Annotated in this window: 21 protein-coding genes; 14 read left to right on the top strand and 7 right to left on the bottom strand. The window is 64.4% G+C overall.

The features are described from left to right. Positions 1–179: 179 nt before the first annotated feature. From C7G41_RS26600 to C7G41_RS26580, 5 genes are all read left to right on the top strand, one after another. Positions 180–962, top strand: coding sequence for a thiazole synthase (locus C7G41_RS26600; RefSeq protein ID WP_106945297.1), 783 nt, complete (start codon positions 180–182; stop codon positions 960–962). After that, positions 949–1,557, top strand: a complete 609-nt coding sequence (locus C7G41_RS26595; RefSeq protein ID WP_106945296.1) for a thiamine phosphate synthase — start codon at positions 949–951, stop codon at positions 1,555–1,557. The genes C7G41_RS26600 and C7G41_RS26595 overlap by 14 nt, the downstream gene beginning before the upstream one ends. Before the next feature lie 190 nt (positions 1,558–1,747). Further along, the gene (thiC, locus tag C7G41_RS26590; protein WP_106945295.1) at positions 1,748–3,646 is read left to right on the top strand and encodes a phosphomethylpyrimidine synthase ThiC; all 1,899 of its coding nucleotides are present in this window, start codon (positions 1,748–1,750) and stop codon (positions 3,644–3,646) included. 69 nt (positions 3,647–3,715) lie between these two features. Next, on the top strand, positions 3,716–4,324 hold the full coding sequence (locus C7G41_RS26585; protein ID WP_146159801.1) for a hypothetical protein: 609 nt from the start codon (positions 3,716–3,718) through the stop codon (positions 4,322–4,324). A gap of 83 nt (positions 4,325–4,407) precedes the next feature. Next, positions 4,408–4,920: a mismatch-specific DNA-glycosylase gene (locus C7G41_RS26580; protein WP_199198617.1), complete on the top strand. Its 513-nt coding sequence runs from the start codon at positions 4,408–4,410 to the stop codon at positions 4,918–4,920. Between the two features lie 192 nt (positions 4,921–5,112). Here C7G41_RS26580 and C7G41_RS26575 read toward each other — a convergent pair whose 3' ends face one another. Then, entirely contained in the window at positions 5,113–5,550 is a 438-nt protein-coding gene (locus tag C7G41_RS26575) for a VOC family protein (protein ID WP_106945293.1), read from the bottom strand. 341 nt (positions 5,551–5,891) lie between these two features. Here C7G41_RS26575 and C7G41_RS26570 point away from each other — a divergent pair, with 341 nt between their 5' ends. After that, positions 5,892–6,563 (top strand): glutathione S-transferase family protein, encoded by a 672-nt coding sequence (locus C7G41_RS26570; protein WP_106945292.1) that lies wholly within the window; start codon positions 5,892–5,894, stop codon positions 6,561–6,563. Here C7G41_RS26570 and C7G41_RS26565 read toward each other — a convergent pair. Beyond that, complete coding sequence (locus C7G41_RS26565) at positions 6,560–7,288, bottom strand: SDR family oxidoreductase (protein ID WP_106945291.1); 729 nt, start codon at positions 7,286–7,288, stop codon at positions 6,560–6,562. The two genes, C7G41_RS26570 and C7G41_RS26565, sit on opposite strands and share 4 nt — an antisense overlap. Positions 7,289–7,398: 110 nt before the next feature. After that, entirely contained in the window at positions 7,399–8,982 is a 1,584-nt protein-coding gene (locus tag C7G41_RS26560) for an outer membrane protein (RefSeq protein WP_106945290.1), read from the bottom strand. Positions 8,983–9,138: 156 nt separating this feature from the next. Here C7G41_RS26560 and C7G41_RS26555 point away from each other — a divergent pair, with 156 nt between their 5' ends. Then, positions 9,139–9,834, top strand: a complete 696-nt coding sequence (locus C7G41_RS26555) for a glutathione S-transferase family protein (protein WP_106945393.1) — start codon at positions 9,139–9,141, stop codon at positions 9,832–9,834. Between the two features lie 90 nt (positions 9,835–9,924). On the opposite strand, the gene C7G41_RS26550 is transcribed toward C7G41_RS26555, so the two are convergent. Further along, complete coding sequence (locus tag C7G41_RS26550) at positions 9,925–10,359, bottom strand: hypothetical protein (RefSeq protein ID WP_106945289.1); 435 nt, start codon at positions 10,357–10,359, stop codon at positions 9,925–9,927. Between the two features lie 446 nt (positions 10,360–10,805). Between C7G41_RS26550 and C7G41_RS26545 the strand changes: the two genes are divergently transcribed. The 4 genes from C7G41_RS26545 to C7G41_RS26530 all read left to right on the top strand — a co-directional run bounded on the left by C7G41_RS26545 (position 10,806) and on the right by C7G41_RS26530 (position 12,837). Beyond that, positions 10,806–11,189 (top strand): RidA family protein, encoded by a 384-nt coding sequence (locus tag C7G41_RS26545; RefSeq protein WP_106945288.1) that lies wholly within the window; start codon positions 10,806–10,808, stop codon positions 11,187–11,189. A gap of 153 nt (positions 11,190–11,342) precedes the next feature. Next, positions 11,343–11,603, top strand: coding sequence for a hypothetical protein (locus C7G41_RS26540; RefSeq protein WP_007613673.1), 261 nt, complete (start codon positions 11,343–11,345; stop codon positions 11,601–11,603). A gap of 238 nt (positions 11,604–11,841) precedes the next feature. Then, entirely contained in the window at positions 11,842–12,093 is a 252-nt protein-coding gene (locus tag C7G41_RS26535) for a hypothetical protein (RefSeq protein ID WP_106945287.1), read from the top strand. Between the two features lie 108 nt (positions 12,094–12,201). After that, on the top strand, positions 12,202–12,837 hold the full coding sequence (locus C7G41_RS26530; RefSeq protein WP_106945286.1) for a hypothetical protein: 636 nt from the start codon (positions 12,202–12,204) through the stop codon (positions 12,835–12,837). Positions 12,838–12,841: 4 nt separating this feature from the next. Here the strand turns inward: C7G41_RS26530 and C7G41_RS26525 are convergent, their stop codons facing one another. Continuing rightward, positions 12,842–13,327, bottom strand: a complete 486-nt coding sequence (locus C7G41_RS26525; protein WP_106945285.1) for a molecular chaperone DnaJ — start codon at positions 13,325–13,327, stop codon at positions 12,842–12,844. A 111-nt stretch (positions 13,328–13,438) separates the two neighbouring features. Here C7G41_RS26525 and C7G41_RS26520 point away from each other — a divergent pair, with 111 nt between their 5' ends. The 3 genes from C7G41_RS26520 to C7G41_RS26510 all read left to right on the top strand — a co-directional run bounded on the left by C7G41_RS26520 (position 13,439) and on the right by C7G41_RS26510 (position 15,305). After that, positions 13,439–14,206 (top strand): SDR family NAD(P)-dependent oxidoreductase, encoded by a 768-nt coding sequence (locus tag C7G41_RS26520; protein ID WP_106945284.1) that lies wholly within the window; start codon positions 13,439–13,441, stop codon positions 14,204–14,206. A gap of 221 nt (positions 14,207–14,427) precedes the next feature. Then, positions 14,428–14,676: a helix-turn-helix domain-containing protein gene (locus C7G41_RS26515; RefSeq protein ID WP_027519697.1), complete on the top strand. Its 249-nt coding sequence runs from the start codon at positions 14,428–14,430 to the stop codon at positions 14,674–14,676. Positions 14,677–14,789: 113 nt separating this feature from the next. Continuing rightward, positions 14,790–15,305 carry a collagen-like protein gene (locus tag C7G41_RS26510; RefSeq protein WP_106945283.1) on the top strand — a complete coding sequence of 172 codons (516 nt, stop codon included), beginning with the start codon at positions 14,790–14,792 and terminating at the stop codon, positions 15,303–15,305. 9 nt (positions 15,306–15,314) lie between these two features. Here C7G41_RS26510 and C7G41_RS26505 read toward each other — a convergent pair whose 3' ends face one another. Further along, positions 15,315–15,530 carry a hypothetical protein gene (locus C7G41_RS26505; protein WP_106945392.1) on the bottom strand — a complete coding sequence of 72 codons (216 nt, stop codon included), beginning with the start codon at positions 15,528–15,530 and terminating at the stop codon, positions 15,315–15,317. Positions 15,531–15,625: 95 nt separating this feature from the next. After that, positions 15,626–15,892, bottom strand: coding sequence for a DUF2277 domain-containing protein (locus C7G41_RS26500; protein ID WP_106945282.1), 267 nt, complete (start codon positions 15,890–15,892; stop codon positions 15,626–15,628). Between the last annotated feature and the right edge of the window lie 45 nt (positions 15,893–15,937).

The raw sequence follows: 15,937 nt of genomic DNA, 5'->3' as shown, positions 1-15,937 counted from the left end.
CACTCTATCCCCGGGTCGTCCCGGCCTAGTGCGCAAGTTGCGCACGGGGGGCCGGGACCCATAGCCACCGTCCCTCATTGGGACGGAAGGTCTCTGCCAAGCTGCCCCAAGAGCGATCACGCGGTATGGGTCCCGGCCTTCGCCGGGACGACGGCATTGATTGAGGAGACACCTCGCACATGGTGACCTTCTACGGCAAACAATTCCCTTCCCGCCTCCTGATCGGCAGCGCGCTCTATCCCTCGCCTGCGATCATGCAGTCGGCGATCCGCGCCTCGGGCTCGAACATCGTCACGGTGTCGCTGCGGCGCGAATCCGCCGGCGGCAAGACCGGGGACGCGTTCTGGAATCTGATCCGCGAGCTCGACGTCACCGTGCTGCCGAACACCGCCGGCTGCCGCAGCGTGCGCGAGGCGGTGACGACGGCAAAGCTCGCACGCGAATTGTTCGGGACATCCTGGATCAAGCTCGAAGTCATCGCCGACAACGACACGCTGCAGCCCGATGTGGTCGGCCTTGTGGAAGCCGCCGCCATTCTGATCAAGGACGGCTTCGAGGTGTTCCCCTATTGCACCGAGGATCTCTCGGTTGCGAACCGCCTGGTCGATGCCGGCTGCAAGGTGGTGATGCCGTGGGCAGCTCCCATCGGCAGCGCAAAAGGCATCACCAACCGCGACGCGCTCAAGCTGATGCGCGAGCGGCTGCCCGATATCACGCTGGTGGTCGATGCCGGCATCGGCGCGCCGTCGCATGCGGCCGAAGCGCTCGAGCTCGGCTACGACGCCGTGCTGCTCAACACCGCCATCGCAAAAGCCGCCGACCCCGTCGCCATGGCCAACGCCTTCCGCCTCGGGATCGAGGCCGGCCGCACCGCTTTTGAGGCCGGGCTGATGAACGCCCGCGATTTCGCCTCCCCTTCCACCCCTGTCGTTGGGACACCTTTTTGGCATGCCGTATCCTGATCGCTTTTATCCCGTCGTCGACAGCCTGGCCTGGGTCGAGCGCCTGACCAGGCTCGGCGTCGGCACCATCCAGCTGCGCGCAAAGGACCTCGACGACTCCCAGGCGCTGCAAATCGTCAGCGACGCGCTGGCGATCACGAACGGCACGCAAGCCAAGCTCGTCGTGAACGACTATTGGCGCGCCGCGATCGTCGCCGGCGCGAAATATCTCCATCTCGGCCAGGAGGATCTTGCGGACGCCGACCTTGGTGCCATCCGCGAGGCCGGCCTGTCGCTCGGCGTCTCCACCCACGACGATGCAGAGCTGGACACCGCGCTCGCCGCCGAGCCCGATTATGTCGCGCTGGGCCCGGTCTTCTTCACCACCTTGAAGTCGATGCGCTTCGAACCGCAGGGCATTCCAAAGATCACGGAATGGAAGAAGCGCATCGGTCCTATTCCGCTGGTCGCGATCGGCGGCATCAAGTTCGAGCACGCCGCGGAGATCTTTGCCGCCGGCGCGGATTCCATCGCCGTCGTCAGCGACGTCACGCAGAATGCCGACCCGGATGCGCGGGTGCGGCAATGGCTCGGTCTCTCCGCGGAGGCGGCGTGATGCGCCTTACTCTCACTTTAATCCGTCACCCCCGCGCAACGGCGAAGCCGTTGTCGCTGGAGGTGGCCGCCTCTTCAGCGGCCCTCGAAGGGCGACGGCCCGGCTCCATCCTTCGAGGCTTGCAAGTGCTCGCACCTCAGGATGACGAACAGCACGCGACGACGCAAAACCATATTCAACGGAGGATCCCATGAACATCCGCTCCAATCCCGACAAGACCGTCCCCGCCGTCACCACCGGCCCGCTGCCCTCGTCGCGAAAAATCTTCGCCTCGCCCGACGCCGCGCCTGATCTCCGCGTGCCCTTGCGCGAGATCATCCTGTCCGAAGGCGCCGGCGAGCCGAACCTGCCGGTGTACGACACCTCCGGTCCCTACACCGACCCGAGCGTGACCATCGACGTCAACGCCGGCCTCGCACGCGGCCGCAAGGCCTGGGTGCTGGAGCGCGGCGGCGTCGAGGAATATCAGGGCCGGCAGATCAAGCCGGAGGACAATGGCAGCGTCTCCACCGACAAGGCCGCGCGCGCCTTCTCGGCTTATCACCAGCCGCTGCGCGGCCTCGACGGCCACAAGATCACGCAGCTCGAATTCGCCCGCGCCGGCATCATCACCAAGGAGATGATCTACGTCGCCGCGCGCGAAAATCTCGGCCGCAAGGAGCAGCTCGAACGCGCCGAAGCAGCGCTTGCCGACGGCGAAAGCTTTGGCGCCGAAGTCCCCGCCTTCATCACCCCGGAGTTCGTGCGCAGCGAAATCGCGCGCGGCCGCGCCATCATTCCCTGCAACATCAACCATGCCGAGCTCGAGCCGATGATCATCGGCCGCAACTTCCTGACCAAGATCAACGCCAATATCGGCAACTCGGCGGTGACGTCATCGGTCGAGGAAGAGGTCGAGAAGATGGTGTGGGCGATCCGCTGGGGCGCCGACACCGTGATGGACCTCTCCACCGGCCGCAACATCCACACCACCCGCGAATGGATTTTGCGCAACGCGCCGGTGCCGATCGGCACCGTTCCGATTTATCAGGCGCTGGAGAAGTGCGACGGCGATCCGGTCAAGCTGACCTGGGAGCTCTACAAGGACACGCTGATCGAGCAGTGCGAGCAGGGCGTCGACTATTTCACCATCCACGCCGGCGTGCGGCTGCAATACATCCATCTCACCGCCAACCGCGTCACCGGCATCGTGTCACGCGGCGGCTCGATCATGGCGAAGTGGTGCCTGGCGCATCACAAGGAAAGCTTCCTCTACACCCATTTCGACGAGATCTGCGACCTCATGCGCAAGTATGACGTCTCGTTCTCGCTCGGCGACGGCCTGCGCCCGGGTTCGATCGCGGACGCGAACGACCGCGCGCAGTTCGCCGAGCTGGAGACGCTCGGAGAACTCACGAAGGTCGCGTGGGACAAGGGTTGCCAGGTCATGATCGAGGGCCCCGGCCACGTGCCGATGCACAAGATCAAGATCAACATGGACAAGCAGCTCAAGGAGTGCGGCGAGGCGCCGTTCTACACCCTCGGGCCCCTGACCACCGACATCGCGCCGGGCTACGACCACATCACCTCGGGCATCGGTGCGGCCATGATCGGCTGGTTCGGCTGCGCCATGCTCTGCTACGTCACGCCGAAGGAGCATCTCGGCCTGCCCGACCGCAACGATGTCAAGGTCGGCGTCATCACCTACAAGATCGCCGCCCATGCGAGCGATCTCGCCAAGGGTCACCCGGCCGCCCAGCTGCGCGACGACGCACTCTCCCGCGCGAGGTTCGACTTCCGCTGGAGCGACCAGTTCAACCTCGGCCTCGACCCCGAGACCGCGAAAAACTTCCACGACGAGACCCTGCCGAAGGAAGCCCACAAGGTCGCGCATTTCTGCTCGATGTGCGGCCCAAAATTCTGCTCGATGAAGATCACGCAGGACGTGCGGGACTATGCGGCGACGCTGAATGATCCGAACAGCGTGGGCATGTCGATGAGCGGGACGGCCGAGGACGGCATGGCCAAGATGAGCGCGAAGTTCAAGGAGATGGGCGAGAACTTGTATCTGGATGCGGAGAAGGTGAAGGAGAGCAATCGGGTGTTGTGAGAGAATTCACGAGCCTTGATCGAAACAAGGGCCGGGCGAAAGCCCGGCCTTTGAATTGGAGGCGGCAGAATGGCTGGCCAACCTGACTATGCAAACTACGCTCGATGCATGGAGGAGATTAAGCGCAGGCAGATCGCGATAGACGAGATATTGTATGAAAGAAAAACAACGTCGTTCAAATATACGAACACCGAATTCGTAGCTCTTCAATTCCGAAAAATATTTGAATTAGTAATTCTGGCATCACTGGCGTCTCATCAACATTTGTTTGAAGGAATCGCACGCAAGCTAGCCAAAGAATGGCAAGTGACCAAGATCGTCGCTATCGTAAAAAATAAGAACCCCGGATTCTTTCCGACCCCAATCGATCGAGTACCATCCGCGAACGAAACTGCGAAGGACGAATGGAAGCCGATCGCTCTTGGCTTCCTAACGCTTGATGAACTTATCGAAGCACATGGCAAGATTGGGGCGTTGATGCATGCGAGCAATCCATATCGAGAAGCACAGTCACTGGGTGAGCTTGAGAGCTTATTTCCTTCATGGCGAGAAAGGTTGATCCGCCTCTTGAACAATCACCTAATTAAATTTCCAGATGACGAAACCATCTTATATGTCGGCATGCAGAACACGGAAACGGGATCTGTCCATACTGCTCTGTTCGGAAAGCTGGCGTAGCCCGGATGAGCGCAGCGACATCCGGGTCCTTGCCGTCCCGCATATCGCTCCGCTCATGCGGGCTACAGCTGCGGATAATTGACGTGCCCGATACATCCCTCCACCGCCTCCCCGACCAGCTCCGCCCCAATCTTCGCCTCGTCTTCGTCGGCACCGCGGCCAGCGCGCGCTCGGCCGAGCTCGGGCATTACTACGCCCATCCCGGCAACCGCTTCTGGCGCGCGATCCATGAGGCCGGCATCACGCCGCGGCGCTATCAGCCGGGCGAGTTTGCGGCGCTGATCGAGCTCGGGATCGGATTCACCGATCTCTCCAAATCGGGCGCCGGGATGGATCACCAGATCGCGGCGGAGACGATCGACGTGCCCGGCTTCAGTGCCCAGATGGAAAAGTATCGGCCGGGGACGATTGCGTTCACGAGCAAGAAGGCGGCGAGCTTGTTTTATGGCAGGCCGTCGCGCGTGATTGCGCTGGGGCGGCAGCCGCGCGATGAGAGTTTGCCCGAGGTGTTCGTGCTGCCCTCGCCGTCCGGCGCGGCGTCCGGGCATTGGACGCTGGAGCCGTGGCGGGAGCTGGCGAAGTGGATCGCGGCGTAGCGTGAATTTGCGATAGCGCTCCACCCTCAGGCGTCGTCCCGGCGAAGGCCGGGACCCATAACCCCAGGGAGTGGTTTGGCGGAGACTCGAGGTCCGGTACAGCGACCATTCGTAATCGATGGATTCCGCGGTATGGGTCCCGGCCTTCGCCGGGACGACACTGCCGATTTGGCAACGCATCCCGCGACAAGTTCACCCCGCATATGCCTTGTCCAGATCCGCAATCACGATCTTCCTCATCTGCATCATCGCCTGCATGACACGGTTGGCCTTGGTCCGATCAGAGTCGCCGAGGTAGCGGCCGAGCACTGACGGGATCACCTGCCAGGACAGGCCGAACCTGTCCTTGAGCCAGCCGCAGCGGGATTCCTCGCCGCCGTCGGCGGTGAGCCTGTCCCAGAAATAATCGACTTCCGGCTGCGTCTCCACGCTGATGAAGAACGACACCGCTTCGTTGAACTTGTATTGCGGGCCCCCGTTGAGCGCATTGAAGCGCTGGCCCTCGAGCTCGAACACCGCCATGAAGTCGCTGACCGTCTCGACCTTGGCGTTGGGGAACACCGATTTGTAGAAGGCCACGGCCTCCGGGACATTGTTGTCGAACCAGAGAAACGGCGTGATGGAGGTCATGAACGGATATCCTTTTGCCTCGGGTGGGCGCGCGGCGGGGCGCCCGGTGTTCCAAGGACGAGGCTGCGAGGGACGTTCCGACATGGGACGTGGAATTTTTCAACCCCGACAGCGCGCCAGCAAAAAACGAGATAGCCTGTCGGAATCCGCGCCGGTCGTTCGTCCTCTGGACGCAAAGCGCTGAACCGAACACCTCGCTGGCATCGTGACCTGTGAGGGCTGCGCTGCCACAAACCCCGTCATTGCGAGGAGCCCTTGCGACGAAGCAATCCAGACTATCTCAGCGGCGGCGGTCTGGATTGCTTCGCTGCGCTCGCAATGACGACGAATGGAGCTCTCCCATGCCTCCCACCATCACCGCCTTCGCAAACTCACCCGACCGCGGCCGCGGACAAGCGCGCGACATGCGGGTGCGCTGGGCGCTCGAAGAGGTGGGCCAGCCTTACGACGTGCGTCTGGTTTCGTTCGAGGACATGAAGGCGCCGGCACATCTCGCGCTGCATCCGTTCGGCCAAATTCCCACCTACGAGGACGGCGGTCTCACCCTGTTTGAGTCCGGCGCGATCGTGCTCCATATCGCCGAGCGCCATGCCGGACTGCTGCCGCTTGAGGCAAACGCCAGGAGCCGCGCGATCACATGGATGTTTGCCGCGCTGAGCACGCTGGAGCCGCCGATCGTCGAGCTGGGGATGGCCATGCTGTTCGAGCGGGACAAGAGCTGGTACGCGGAGCGGCTGCCGATGCTACAGGATCGCGTCCGTGTCAGGCTCGGCGAATTATCCCGCCGCATCGGTGATGCCGACTGGCTCGAGGGCGCGTTCAGCGCCGGCGACCTCATGATGGTGACGGTGCTGCGCCGGTTGAACGCATCGGGCCTGCTGGACGAATATCCGGATATCGCCGCCTATGTCGCCCGCGGCGAAGCGCGGCCGGCCTTCAGGCGGGCCTTCGAGGTGCAATTGGCGGTTTTCACCGCCGCATCGAAGGATTCGCAGGATCGGTCAGCGCCCTAGAGATCGAAATTGGTCGGCAGCATCACCACGTCGCGAATTGTCATGCCGCGCGGCCGCGTCAGCATGAACATCACCACGTCGGCCACGTCGCTGGCTTCCAGCAGGCTTCCGGAGTCCCTGGCTTCCTTCAGCTTCTCCGGCGGCCAGTCCGCGAGCAGCGCGCTGACGACCGGGCCGGGCGAGATCGAGCCGACGCGGATGCCGTGCTTGAAGACCTGGCGCCGCACCGTCTGGACGAAGCAGTTGATCGCCCATTTCGACGACGCATAGACCGGCTCCCACGGTGTCGGAAAATGCGCCGCCAGCGAACTCGTGACGATGATGTCGCCGGTCCCGCGCGCGATCATGTGCGGCAGCACGTCGTGCACGTTTTTCATCACGACGTTGACATTCAGGTTCAGCATCCGGTCGATCGCCGTGGTGTCGGCATCGACCAGATCGCCACCGACATACGTCCCCGCATTCGCATGCAGGATGTCGAGCCGGCCGGCCTGCTCCAGAACGCGCGGCAGCAGCGTCGCGCAGTCTTTCGGGTCGAGCAGGTCGACGAGCAGCGGGATCACGGCGTCGCCGTGCTTGTCGCAGAGCACCTTGAGCGCGGCCTCGTCGCGATCGACCATCACCACGTGCGCGCCCGCGGCCAGCATCGCCTCGGTGCTGGCCAATCCGATGCCCGACGCGGCCCCGGTCACGGCCGCAACCTTGCCTTCCAAGTCTCTCGCCATGGGGTCACCATCCTGCTGACGTCACCAGGATGCAGAGTGTAGCGATTTCGGGCGGCGTTGTCGGGGACAAACCAGCGCCGCGGGATCGCAGCAAGCGGCACTCGCTCCCCTCAATCAAACCGGTACGTCACCCCGAACGCGGCCAGATGCGTCCGCATCGCGACGTCGTAGGTGCTGGCGGACGGATTGCGCCCGGCGTCGGTGGCGGATCTCGCGACGGTGAAGGACGAACTGCCGTAGTCGGCATAACGGTATTCGGCGCGCGCCAGCCAGTGGCCGAAGAGCGCGGTTTCGATGCCGCCGCCGGCCGTCCACCCTGCTTTTGTGGCCGACCCCGTGATGATCGCCGGCGTCAACCCGAAAAAGTCGCAGGCGAGACTGACGCAGTTCGAGGTCAGCTGAACATTCTGCCAGGCCACGCCTCCGGTCGCGTAGAGCAGCGTCTGCGGTGTCACGAGATAGCCGAGCCGGCCCCGCAGGCTGGCGTCCCATTTGGTGCGAATCGTCAAGCTCTCGCCGCGCGACTGGGAGTCGGCGAGCGATATGGTGGTGAAGCCTTCGCGCGTGGTGGTGCTGTCGGCAAAACCAAAATCGCCTTCGACGCCCGCGGCCCATTGCGGGGCGAACTGCCAGAGATAGCCGGCATAGGGGTTGGCGCGGAACGCGGTGTTGTCCATCGGGCGAATGGTGGCGCGACGCGTCAGATCCTCGGGGAAGCCGGCACGCGATTCCGACGCCGTGATGAGATCGGTGCGCGTGGCGCGCGCACCTAGACCCAGGCCCACATAGGCGCCGGTCCAGGACGGCAGGATCGCGGCCTGCGCGGCCAGCGGATGCGAACGGCCGCCGATGACGGGCTCGCCGAACTTCCAGGCGAGGCCGACGCTTGCGGTGTGGGTCCGCAGGCTCGCATCGAAATTGTCGATCGTGAGCGCCGGGCCTGCGGTCGCCGTGCGCGTGAAGTTGAACGGCGCGGCGCCGAAATCGGCGTAGCGATATTCGGCGCGCACGAGCCAGTTGCCCCACAGCGCGGTCTCGATGCCAGCACCTAACGTCCAGCCGGTCCTGGTCGTGGAATTCGAGATAACATTGGGGGCCAGGCCGTTGCTGGCACAGCTGGCGCTGACGCAGATCAGGGTGACGTCATAGTGCTGCCAGGCGAGGCCGCCGGTGGCATAGACCAGCGTCGCCGGCGTCAGCAGATAGCCGGCGCGGCCGCGCAGGCTCGCGTCCCAACCGGCTTTGACCGAAACGCTGTCGACCCCAAAGGTGGACGAGCCGGCCCAGGGCGAGGCGCGAAACCCGGGAAGTGCCGTGGTCTTGTCCCCGAAGCCGACATCGCCTTCGACGCCGACGACCCAGCTGGGTGCCATCTGCCAGTTGAAGCCGGCATAGGGATTGACGCGAAAGCCGGGACCGTCGAACGGCTGGGTCAGCACAGCTCCGGTCAGGTCACGGGGAACACCGTCTTGCAGCACTGATGTGGTGGTGAGATCGGCGCTGGTCGATCGAAAGCCGAGGCCGAGCCCGGCGTAGAAGCCGGTCCAGGACGAGGCCGCGAGCGGCGGCGCCTTCGTGTACGGTTTTGGCGCGATGTCCGCGGCCTTCGCCGGTGCTGCGAGAGCCAGTCCGGCGAAAAGTGCCGTGCCACACCGCAGGACGGCAGTCGTTCGGCGGGTCGATGAATGTCGCATGTCGGGCCTTGGTCCGCCGCAGGGATATCGAGCCCGCATCCATACTGCGAACGGTCGATGGCAATCGTCCTCCGATCGAAGGAGGCGGCGCACAAAGCGCGGGACTGTTGCAAGCCCGTCACTGCGGCGATACGACTTCAGCGCGAGGAGCGTCCCATGCTGACCCTCTACTCCTATCCAGAGCTGTTCGGCGTCGCCGACAACAACGGCTACGGCCTCAAGGTCTATGCCCTCCTGAAACTCGCCGGCGTGCCGTTCGTGCATGAGCACGTGTTCGATGCCTCCGCCGCGCCGCGCGGGCAGCTGCCCTATATCGTGGATGATTGCGAGACCATCGGCGACAGCGAGACCATCATCGCGCACGCGATCACGAAATACCGCCTCACTATCGACGCGGGGCTTTCACCGGAGCAGCGCCGCACCAACCATTTCGTCACGCGCATGCTCGACGATCTCTATTGGGTGATGTCGTATTCGCGCTGGAAGGACGAGCGCTTCTATCCCGCGTTCCGCGACGCCTTCATCGCGCAACATTCGCAGATCGATGCGGCAGGGTTCGAGAAGGCCAAGACCTACAACGCGCAGCGCTATCACTACCAGGGCATCGGCCGCTACACGCCCGAGCAGGCCTACGCGCGGGGGCTCGCCGATCTGCAAGTGCTGGCCGAGATCGTGCCGGCGACCGGCTTCGTGCACGGCGAGCGGCCTACCAGCGTCGATGCCGGCATCTACGGCTTCATCGCGAATATCTATTACTATCCGATCCCGACGCCGCTGAAGGCGTTTGTCGATGCGCATGAAAACCTCGTCGCACATTGCGAGCGGATTCACGCGGCGGTGACGGGAACGTAGCCCGGATGAGCGACAGCGACATCCGGGGCTGAGGGTTGACCCGCATGTCGCTGTCGCTCATGCGGGCTACGAATTGAGCTGATCGCCGCCCTACCGCATCGTGATCGCGAGCCCGCTCAGATCCGCATTCGCCATCAGGCCGACCTGAGTGCCGGACAGCTCGAGCACGGCGCCCTTCTGGTTGGTCAGCACGATCGCGCGCGCGCCGCGGCCCACCGCGATGCCGGCACCGGCGGCGCCGTAGACGCCGGCGATGTCGGAGGGCCGGTTGATGTTGGAGACGCGGCCGCGCAGCACGGTCTTGGAGCCACCGAAGACGAGGCCGTAGTCGAGCCCGCCGGTCGAGAGCGAATAGGCGCGGCCGCGGAAGTTCATCACGCCCGAGCCGCCGGAGCCGCCGATGATCCAGCCCGCCTTGTAGATCGTCAGCACCACGGTGCCGCCGTCGGCCAGCGCCGAGGTCGAGAGGCCGGCCAGCGCGGCAATGCCGACCAGCGCGGCGCGAAGGGTGGATGCGAATTTCATGGGGGTCTCCGGGGGCTATTCTTAAGGCGGGAAACGAATCAGACGCAGCGAATGTATCCGATGCATCGCGGCGGCAACATGATCGGGTGGGCGTGAGTCGCGGTCTGTAGCAACGGGCTCAACTGTCATCGTCCGGCTTGACCGGACGATCCAGTATTCCAGAGAGGGCGATGGTGAACCGAGACGCCGCGGCGTCCTGGATGCCCCGGTCGAGCCGGGGCATGGCGGCGGAGTTTGGCGCGACCAGGCACCACTGCCATCATGCCATTCTGCCCCTGTTTTGCCCGACGGAGCAATCGATTATTTTGCTTTTCCCGAAGCCAAAAAAAACATCAATGGTTCCCGCTGGATGGCTACTGTGCATGGGGTTGTTTTCGCGTTTTTTGTTGGAGGCGCTCCGACCTGCCGCTACGCTTGCGCTTCCAGCCGTCCATCCGAGGTGATCCATGCCGATCCAGCATTTCGCGCCGCCGCCGCACGTCAAGGCGCCGCCGCTGTCCTTTGCCACGCGCGCCGGCGATCTCCTGTTCGTCTCCGGCATTCCCGGCTTCGACGCGAGCGGCGCGCTGCCCGACGGCTTCGAGGCGCAGTTCGCCAACGTCGCCGTCAATATCAAGCGCGTGCTGGCGGAGGCCGGCGCCGAGATCCGCGATCTCGTCAAGGTCAACGTGCTGCTGACCCGCGCCTCCGACGTGGCCGCCATGAACGCGCTCTATGCCGGCGCCTTCGGCCCGCCGCCCTACCCCGCCCGCACCACCTGCGTGGTCCACGCGCTGCCCGATCCGAAGATGCTGATCGAGATCGAGGCGGTGGCGTCGCTGGCGAGGTGAGCCACGCCTTGCACGTGTGACTTGCCGGGCACTCGGCCAAACCAAGTGCGCGACGCCATCTGACATATCCGTGAACTGCCGCTCCCTAGCTTGCAAAGGACCTGCTTTTACCGCACGAATTTTGCGTCACCCTTCCCCATCAGGAGATATTTCATGCGTCGCGTTCTCGCCCTTTGTGCCGTTGCCGGCATCGCCACCTCCGTGTTCGCCGTGCCGGCCTCTGCGGCGGTCGGCTATTACGTGATCCGCTGGGACAACACCGGCATCTGCCAGGTCTGGAACGAGGACCTGAAGTACAAGCCGTTCCAGTGGGGCGTGTCGACCTACAAGGTCGTCAGCAAGCCGCTGCCGACCTTCACGGCCGCCTCGGAGCTCCAGATCAAGCTGCGCGCGGAGCGCCGCTGCACGCTCTAAGCGTGAGGCGACAGACCGGATTTCAAGGGGCGGATCGCGCAAGCGGTCCGCCCTTTTCTTTTTGGACGCGCCGCTGGTTTTTTCGACCGACATCGCGCATTTTCCGCGCACGCGCTTTGAACCTGGCCAGTCGGCGGACCTACTCACATTTTGTCCGGGGCGCACCCCAAGCGTCCCGCACCACCCCTCCCCGTCATTGTCGGGAGGCGCATCACAACTTTCATTTGAGGAGCTGATCATGCGTCGTATTTCCGTGCTGTGCGCTGCTGCGGGCCTAGCCGTTACGGCCTTCGTCGCCGCGAGCCCTGCCGAGGCCAGCTATCACCTGATCCGCTGGCAGGACACCGGCTTCTGCCAGATCTGGGACGAGAGCATCCCGACCACGCCGTGGCCCTCCGACTATTCCCGCGTCAGCGCGACCGTGCCGACCCTGGTCGACGCCCTCGCGCTGAAGGATCACGCGTTGAAGAACGGCCACTGCACCTGGTAAGAATTCGATCGGCGGACGACAAGGTCCGGGCAAGGATGCGATGCCAGCATCCTTGCTCGCTTGTTTTTGCCCGCTTGTTTTTCCACCTCGCGGCTTTGGAGCCCATCGATGCGCGCGCCGATGAAAGCAACGGTTCTGGCCGCATCGCTGCTGATCGCCGCAACGGCGAACGCACAGGCCCCGCAATCCTTCCGCGTGATCTCGCCGGTGTTCGGCCAGCTTGTCAGTTTCGCAATGCCTTCGAATTTTTCCGCGGTGTTCGAGAACACCAAGGGCGGCCACTACATCCGCGAGGCCGTGCTGAAGGGTGAGACGCCCGAGCGCTGGACCGAGATGATCACCGTGACCGGCGAGAAGGGCATGTCGCTCACTCCAGGTTCATCGCCGGAGAAATTCGCGGGCTCGATCACAGGTGGTTTCAAATCCGCCTGCCCCGACAGCTTTGCGGCAAGGTCGCTCGGCGCCAGCACGTTCGGCCGCTTCGAAGGTTTCGTCGCCGTGATCGGCTGCGGCCGCGTCGACAGCGGCCCTACGCGGCACAGCGAAACAGCGCTCCTGGTCACGCTCAAGGGCACGACCGACTATTACACGATCCAGTGGGCCGAGCGCGGCCCCGAAAGCGATGAGCCGCCGGTGAACGACGATCGCTGGCAGGCGCGTTTGCGCGCGCTCAGCCCGATCGAGCTCTGCCCGATCGTATCAGGCGAAGCCGCGCCCTATCCGAGCTGCGTGAACAAGAGCTGAGTCCTCACGCGTCCTTGTAGGCGCGGGGATGGATCAGGACATCGCGCGCGGCGGCGAGGTCGATGAAGGCTTGCGCGCTGCCGCCCCGGTCGGGGTGCATGCCCTTGGCGGCGCGGCGATAGGCCTGGTTGATGTCCTCGCAGGTGAGCTGCACCGCGAGCGGCAGGCCGAGCACCTTGCGGGCGCGATCCTCGCTGGACAGTGTCTTCGGCGCAGCATTGCGACGGCCGAAGCGCGGCGCGGTCAGATCGTGAACGACATCGAGCACCACGCCGAGACGGCGCCGGGCCGCCAGCGTGACGCTGTGATCGTCGTTGTCCACGGCCTGGCGCAGCACCGGAAGCGCCTGCTCGGCGGCCTGGCGCAGCATGGTATCGCTGCTCATCCGTGCGATCTCGGCCACGAGCCGTCCGGCCTCGGCCCAATCGGCGCCGTCCGCCGACCGCAGGCGTTCGAGTGCGAGTTTCCAGGATTCAAGCCGTTCCATCATGCGTGCAACGTTTAGCAATCAAGATCAGTATGCCAAGCCCGCCGTTTCCGACCCCTTAATTTCGAGTTAGCCTTTCATGAAACTTCGAAACGAAATCGGGAGGAAATTGTCATGGCGTTGCTCGCGAACCACATCGCCGTCATCACGGGCGCCGGATCCGGCATCGGCCGGGCCATCGCTTCCGGCTACGCCCGCGAGGGCGCGCAGGTGGTGCTGCTCGACGTCAACGCCGACACGGTCGCGGAAGCCGCCGAGGGGATCCGCAAGTCCGGCGGCAAGGCCGAGAGCTTTGCGCTCGACGTGACCAAGCGCGATGACTGCTTTGCGCTCGCCAAGCAGGTCGCCGACAAGGTCGGGCAGGTCTCGATCCTCGTCAACAATGCCGGCATCACCCGCCGCAACGCCTTCACCGCGGAGCCGGAGACGGTGGCGAAGGACTGGAACGACATCATCTCGCTCAACCTCAACGGCGTCTTCAACATGACGCAGGCGTTCCTTAGCCCGTTGCGCGCAGCGAAGGGCCGCATCGTCAATATCGGCTCGATCCAGTCCTTCGTGCACCTACGCACGCCGAGCTCGGCGGCCTACACCACCTCGAAACACGGCGTGCTCGGCTTCACCAAGGCGCTCGCGGTCGAACTCGGCAAGGAGGGCGTGCGCGTCAATGCGATCGGGCCGGGCTTCATCGAGACCAACATCAACGCCAATGTGCGCGCGACCAATCCGGCGCTGGTGCAAGCCTTCGTCGATCACACCCCGCTGGCGCGCACCGGCAAGCCCGAGGACATCGTGGGTCCAGCGATCTTCCTTGCATCGGACATGTCGGCCTACGTCACAGGAACGATCGTGATGGTGGATGGCGGATACCGGACGGTGTGAGCTGGAGATGCACGCTCGGTATGTCGGAGTATGCTCGCAGAGATATGCAGTCCGTGCCAATCGCGGCGGTGCGGCGGCATTCCCAAGGTCAATTCGTGCGATCGTCCCGCGGTTAACCTTTCGTTAACCAAACCCGCCCACCGTAGATCTACGGCTTGGGGGTCGTTTGTTCTCGATCCGCTTCCAAAGATGGAAGCGGGCGTTGATCGGGGAGTGTGTCGATGACCACTGTTCATGTCGCTGCGTCCGAACCGGGCGCGTATTTTCTCTCACCGAACCAGATCGTTCCGCTGCTGATCGGCGCGACCGTCGACGAGGTCGAGCGCGAGCTCGTGCTCCAGACGCTCGCCCGCTGCGACGGCAATCGCACGCGGGCCTCGCGCGTGCTCGGCCTCTCGGTGCGCACACTGCGCAACAAGATCAGGCTCTACGCCGCCTCCGGCATCGAGGTGCCGGCCTATCACGACTAGCGCGTGACGTGCCGCCGATTGATGTTGATCGGGCCCAAGCGCGAGCCCGGGCGGAATTGCCGCTGTCGTCAAACACCGCTAATTAGCTTGCTTCCGGTCAAGGGAGCAGCGGCGTGGCAGACGAACAAAAACGGCAGGGCCCCCAGGGACCGCGCGGACGGCAGGGCGAACCGGGGCGGCCGGGACCGCAGGGTCATCCGGGCAAGCGCGGGCCCGATGGCGCGCGTGGCAAGCCGGGTCCGCAGGGCAAGCCGGGTCCTATCGGGAAAGCCGGACCGCTGGGCAAGCCCGGTCCGCAAGGCAAGCAGGGCGAAGCCGGACCGCGCGGGGCGGCCGGTGCACAGGGACCTGTCGGACCGCAAGGACCGGCTGGGCCGCAAGGCCCGCGCGGCGAGGCCGGTCCGCCCGGCCCATTGCCGTCGATCGAGCAGGTGCTGCCATGGCTCGATCAGCTGTTCGACGCATGGGACGAGCGCCGCCGCCAGCGCGAGCGTGAAGCCGCCGAGCGCGAGGCGCTGGAAGCCGCCGTGCAGGAGACCGACGACCTGCCCCTCGGTGACGAGGACGAGGACAGCGAAGGCGATCACAGGAAAAAGAAGAAAAAGAAGAAGCACGGCCACAAGGACTGACGGACGATTCTATTTCGTCCCATTCTCGCGTCGCGGCAGCATGCCCATGCGCTCGAACTGCCAGCGCATGGCGCGGTACCAGAGATAGCCGACTGCCGCGCCGCACAAAGCCAGGATCACGACGCTCGCGTTCGAGAACGAACCGCTCCACCACGTCATCCACGCGGTCCACAGCAGCGTGAAGACGATGGCACCTGCTTTCAGCGGAAGAAGGGGGCGGCTCATGGTCGTGCTCCGGGGTGTCAAAAGCCCGGCGAACATCATCGCGCGTTGCGACCGTTGCCACCGTGAGCCAGGTCACGGAACGACGTTCGGGCCGCCTAGCCGAAACGCAGCCGCGAACGTTCCTTGGCCTTTTCCGCCTCGATCTCTCGATCGCGCGCCGGGGCATGGGTGTGCAGCGACGTCAGGAGTTTTCGCGCAGCCTCCGAGACCTCCGCCACCGCACGATCGAACGCCGCCTCGTTGGCCTGCGACGGCCGGTTGAAGCCGGACAGTTTTCGAACGAACTGGAGCGCGCTGGCGTGGATCTCATCCTCCGTCGCTTCCGGCTCGAAGTTGAACAGCGTCTTGATGTTGCGGCACATGCAATCTCTCCTGACCTTTCCCTCAAGGACGATCGGCGAAAACGA

The sequence above is a fragment of the Bradyrhizobium sp. MOS002 genome (assembly GCF_003020115.1).
Taxonomy (GTDB): Bacteria; Pseudomonadota; Alphaproteobacteria; order Rhizobiales; family Xanthobacteraceae; genus Bradyrhizobium.
This window is presented reverse-complemented; position numbering and strand designations above follow the sequence as displayed.

Bases quoted from the DNA above. Each gene is read 5' to 3' on its own strand.
- C7G41_RS26600 (WP_106945297.1), top strand. From the start codon at position 180: ATGGTGACCTTCTACGGCAAACAATTCCCTTCCCGCCTCCTGATCGGC.
- C7G41_RS26595 (WP_106945296.1), top strand. From the start codon at position 949: ATGCCGTATCCTGATCGCTTTTATCCCGTCGTCGACAGCCTGGCCTGG.
- thiC (WP_106945295.1), top strand. From the start codon at position 1,748: ATGAACATCCGCTCCAATCCCGACAAGACCGTCCCCGCCGTCACCACC.
- C7G41_RS26585 (WP_146159801.1), top strand. From the start codon at position 3,716: ATGGCTGGCCAACCTGACTATGCAAACTACGCTCGATGCATGGAGGAG.
- C7G41_RS26575 (WP_106945293.1), bottom strand. From the start codon at position 5,550: ATGACCTCCATCACGCCGTTTCTCTGGTTCGACAACAATGTCCCGGAG.
- C7G41_RS26570 (WP_106945292.1), top strand. From the start codon at position 5,892: ATGCCTCCCACCATCACCGCCTTCGCAAACTCACCCGACCGCGGCCGC.
- C7G41_RS26565 (WP_106945291.1), bottom strand. From the start codon at position 7,288: ATGGCGAGAGACTTGGAAGGCAAGGTTGCGGCCGTGACCGGGGCCGCG.
- C7G41_RS26560 (WP_106945290.1), bottom strand. From the start codon at position 8,982: ATGCGACATTCATCGACCCGCCGAACGACTGCCGTCCTGCGGTGTGGC.
- C7G41_RS26555 (WP_106945393.1), top strand. From the start codon at position 9,139: ATGCTGACCCTCTACTCCTATCCAGAGCTGTTCGGCGTCGCCGACAAC.
- C7G41_RS26550 (WP_106945289.1), bottom strand. From the start codon at position 10,359: ATGAAATTCGCATCCACCCTTCGCGCCGCGCTGGTCGGCATTGCCGCG.
- C7G41_RS26545 (WP_106945288.1), top strand. From the start codon at position 10,806: ATGCCGATCCAGCATTTCGCGCCGCCGCCGCACGTCAAGGCGCCGCCG.
- C7G41_RS26540 (WP_007613673.1), top strand. From the start codon at position 11,343: ATGCGTCGCGTTCTCGCCCTTTGTGCCGTTGCCGGCATCGCCACCTCC.
- C7G41_RS26535 (WP_106945287.1), top strand. From the start codon at position 11,842: ATGCGTCGTATTTCCGTGCTGTGCGCTGCTGCGGGCCTAGCCGTTACG.
- C7G41_RS26530 (WP_106945286.1), top strand. From the start codon at position 12,202: ATGCGCGCGCCGATGAAAGCAACGGTTCTGGCCGCATCGCTGCTGATC.
- C7G41_RS26525 (WP_106945285.1), bottom strand. From the start codon at position 13,327: ATGATGGAACGGCTTGAATCCTGGAAACTCGCACTCGAACGCCTGCGG.
- C7G41_RS26520 (WP_106945284.1), top strand. From the start codon at position 13,439: ATGGCGTTGCTCGCGAACCACATCGCCGTCATCACGGGCGCCGGATCC.
- C7G41_RS26515 (WP_027519697.1), top strand. From the start codon at position 14,428: ATGACCACTGTTCATGTCGCTGCGTCCGAACCGGGCGCGTATTTTCTC.
- C7G41_RS26505 (WP_106945392.1), bottom strand. From the start codon at position 15,530: ATGAGCCGCCCCCTTCTTCCGCTGAAAGCAGGTGCCATCGTCTTCACG.
- C7G41_RS26500 (WP_106945282.1), bottom strand. From the start codon at position 15,892: ATGTGCCGCAACATCAAGACGCTGTTCAACTTCGAGCCGGAAGCGACG.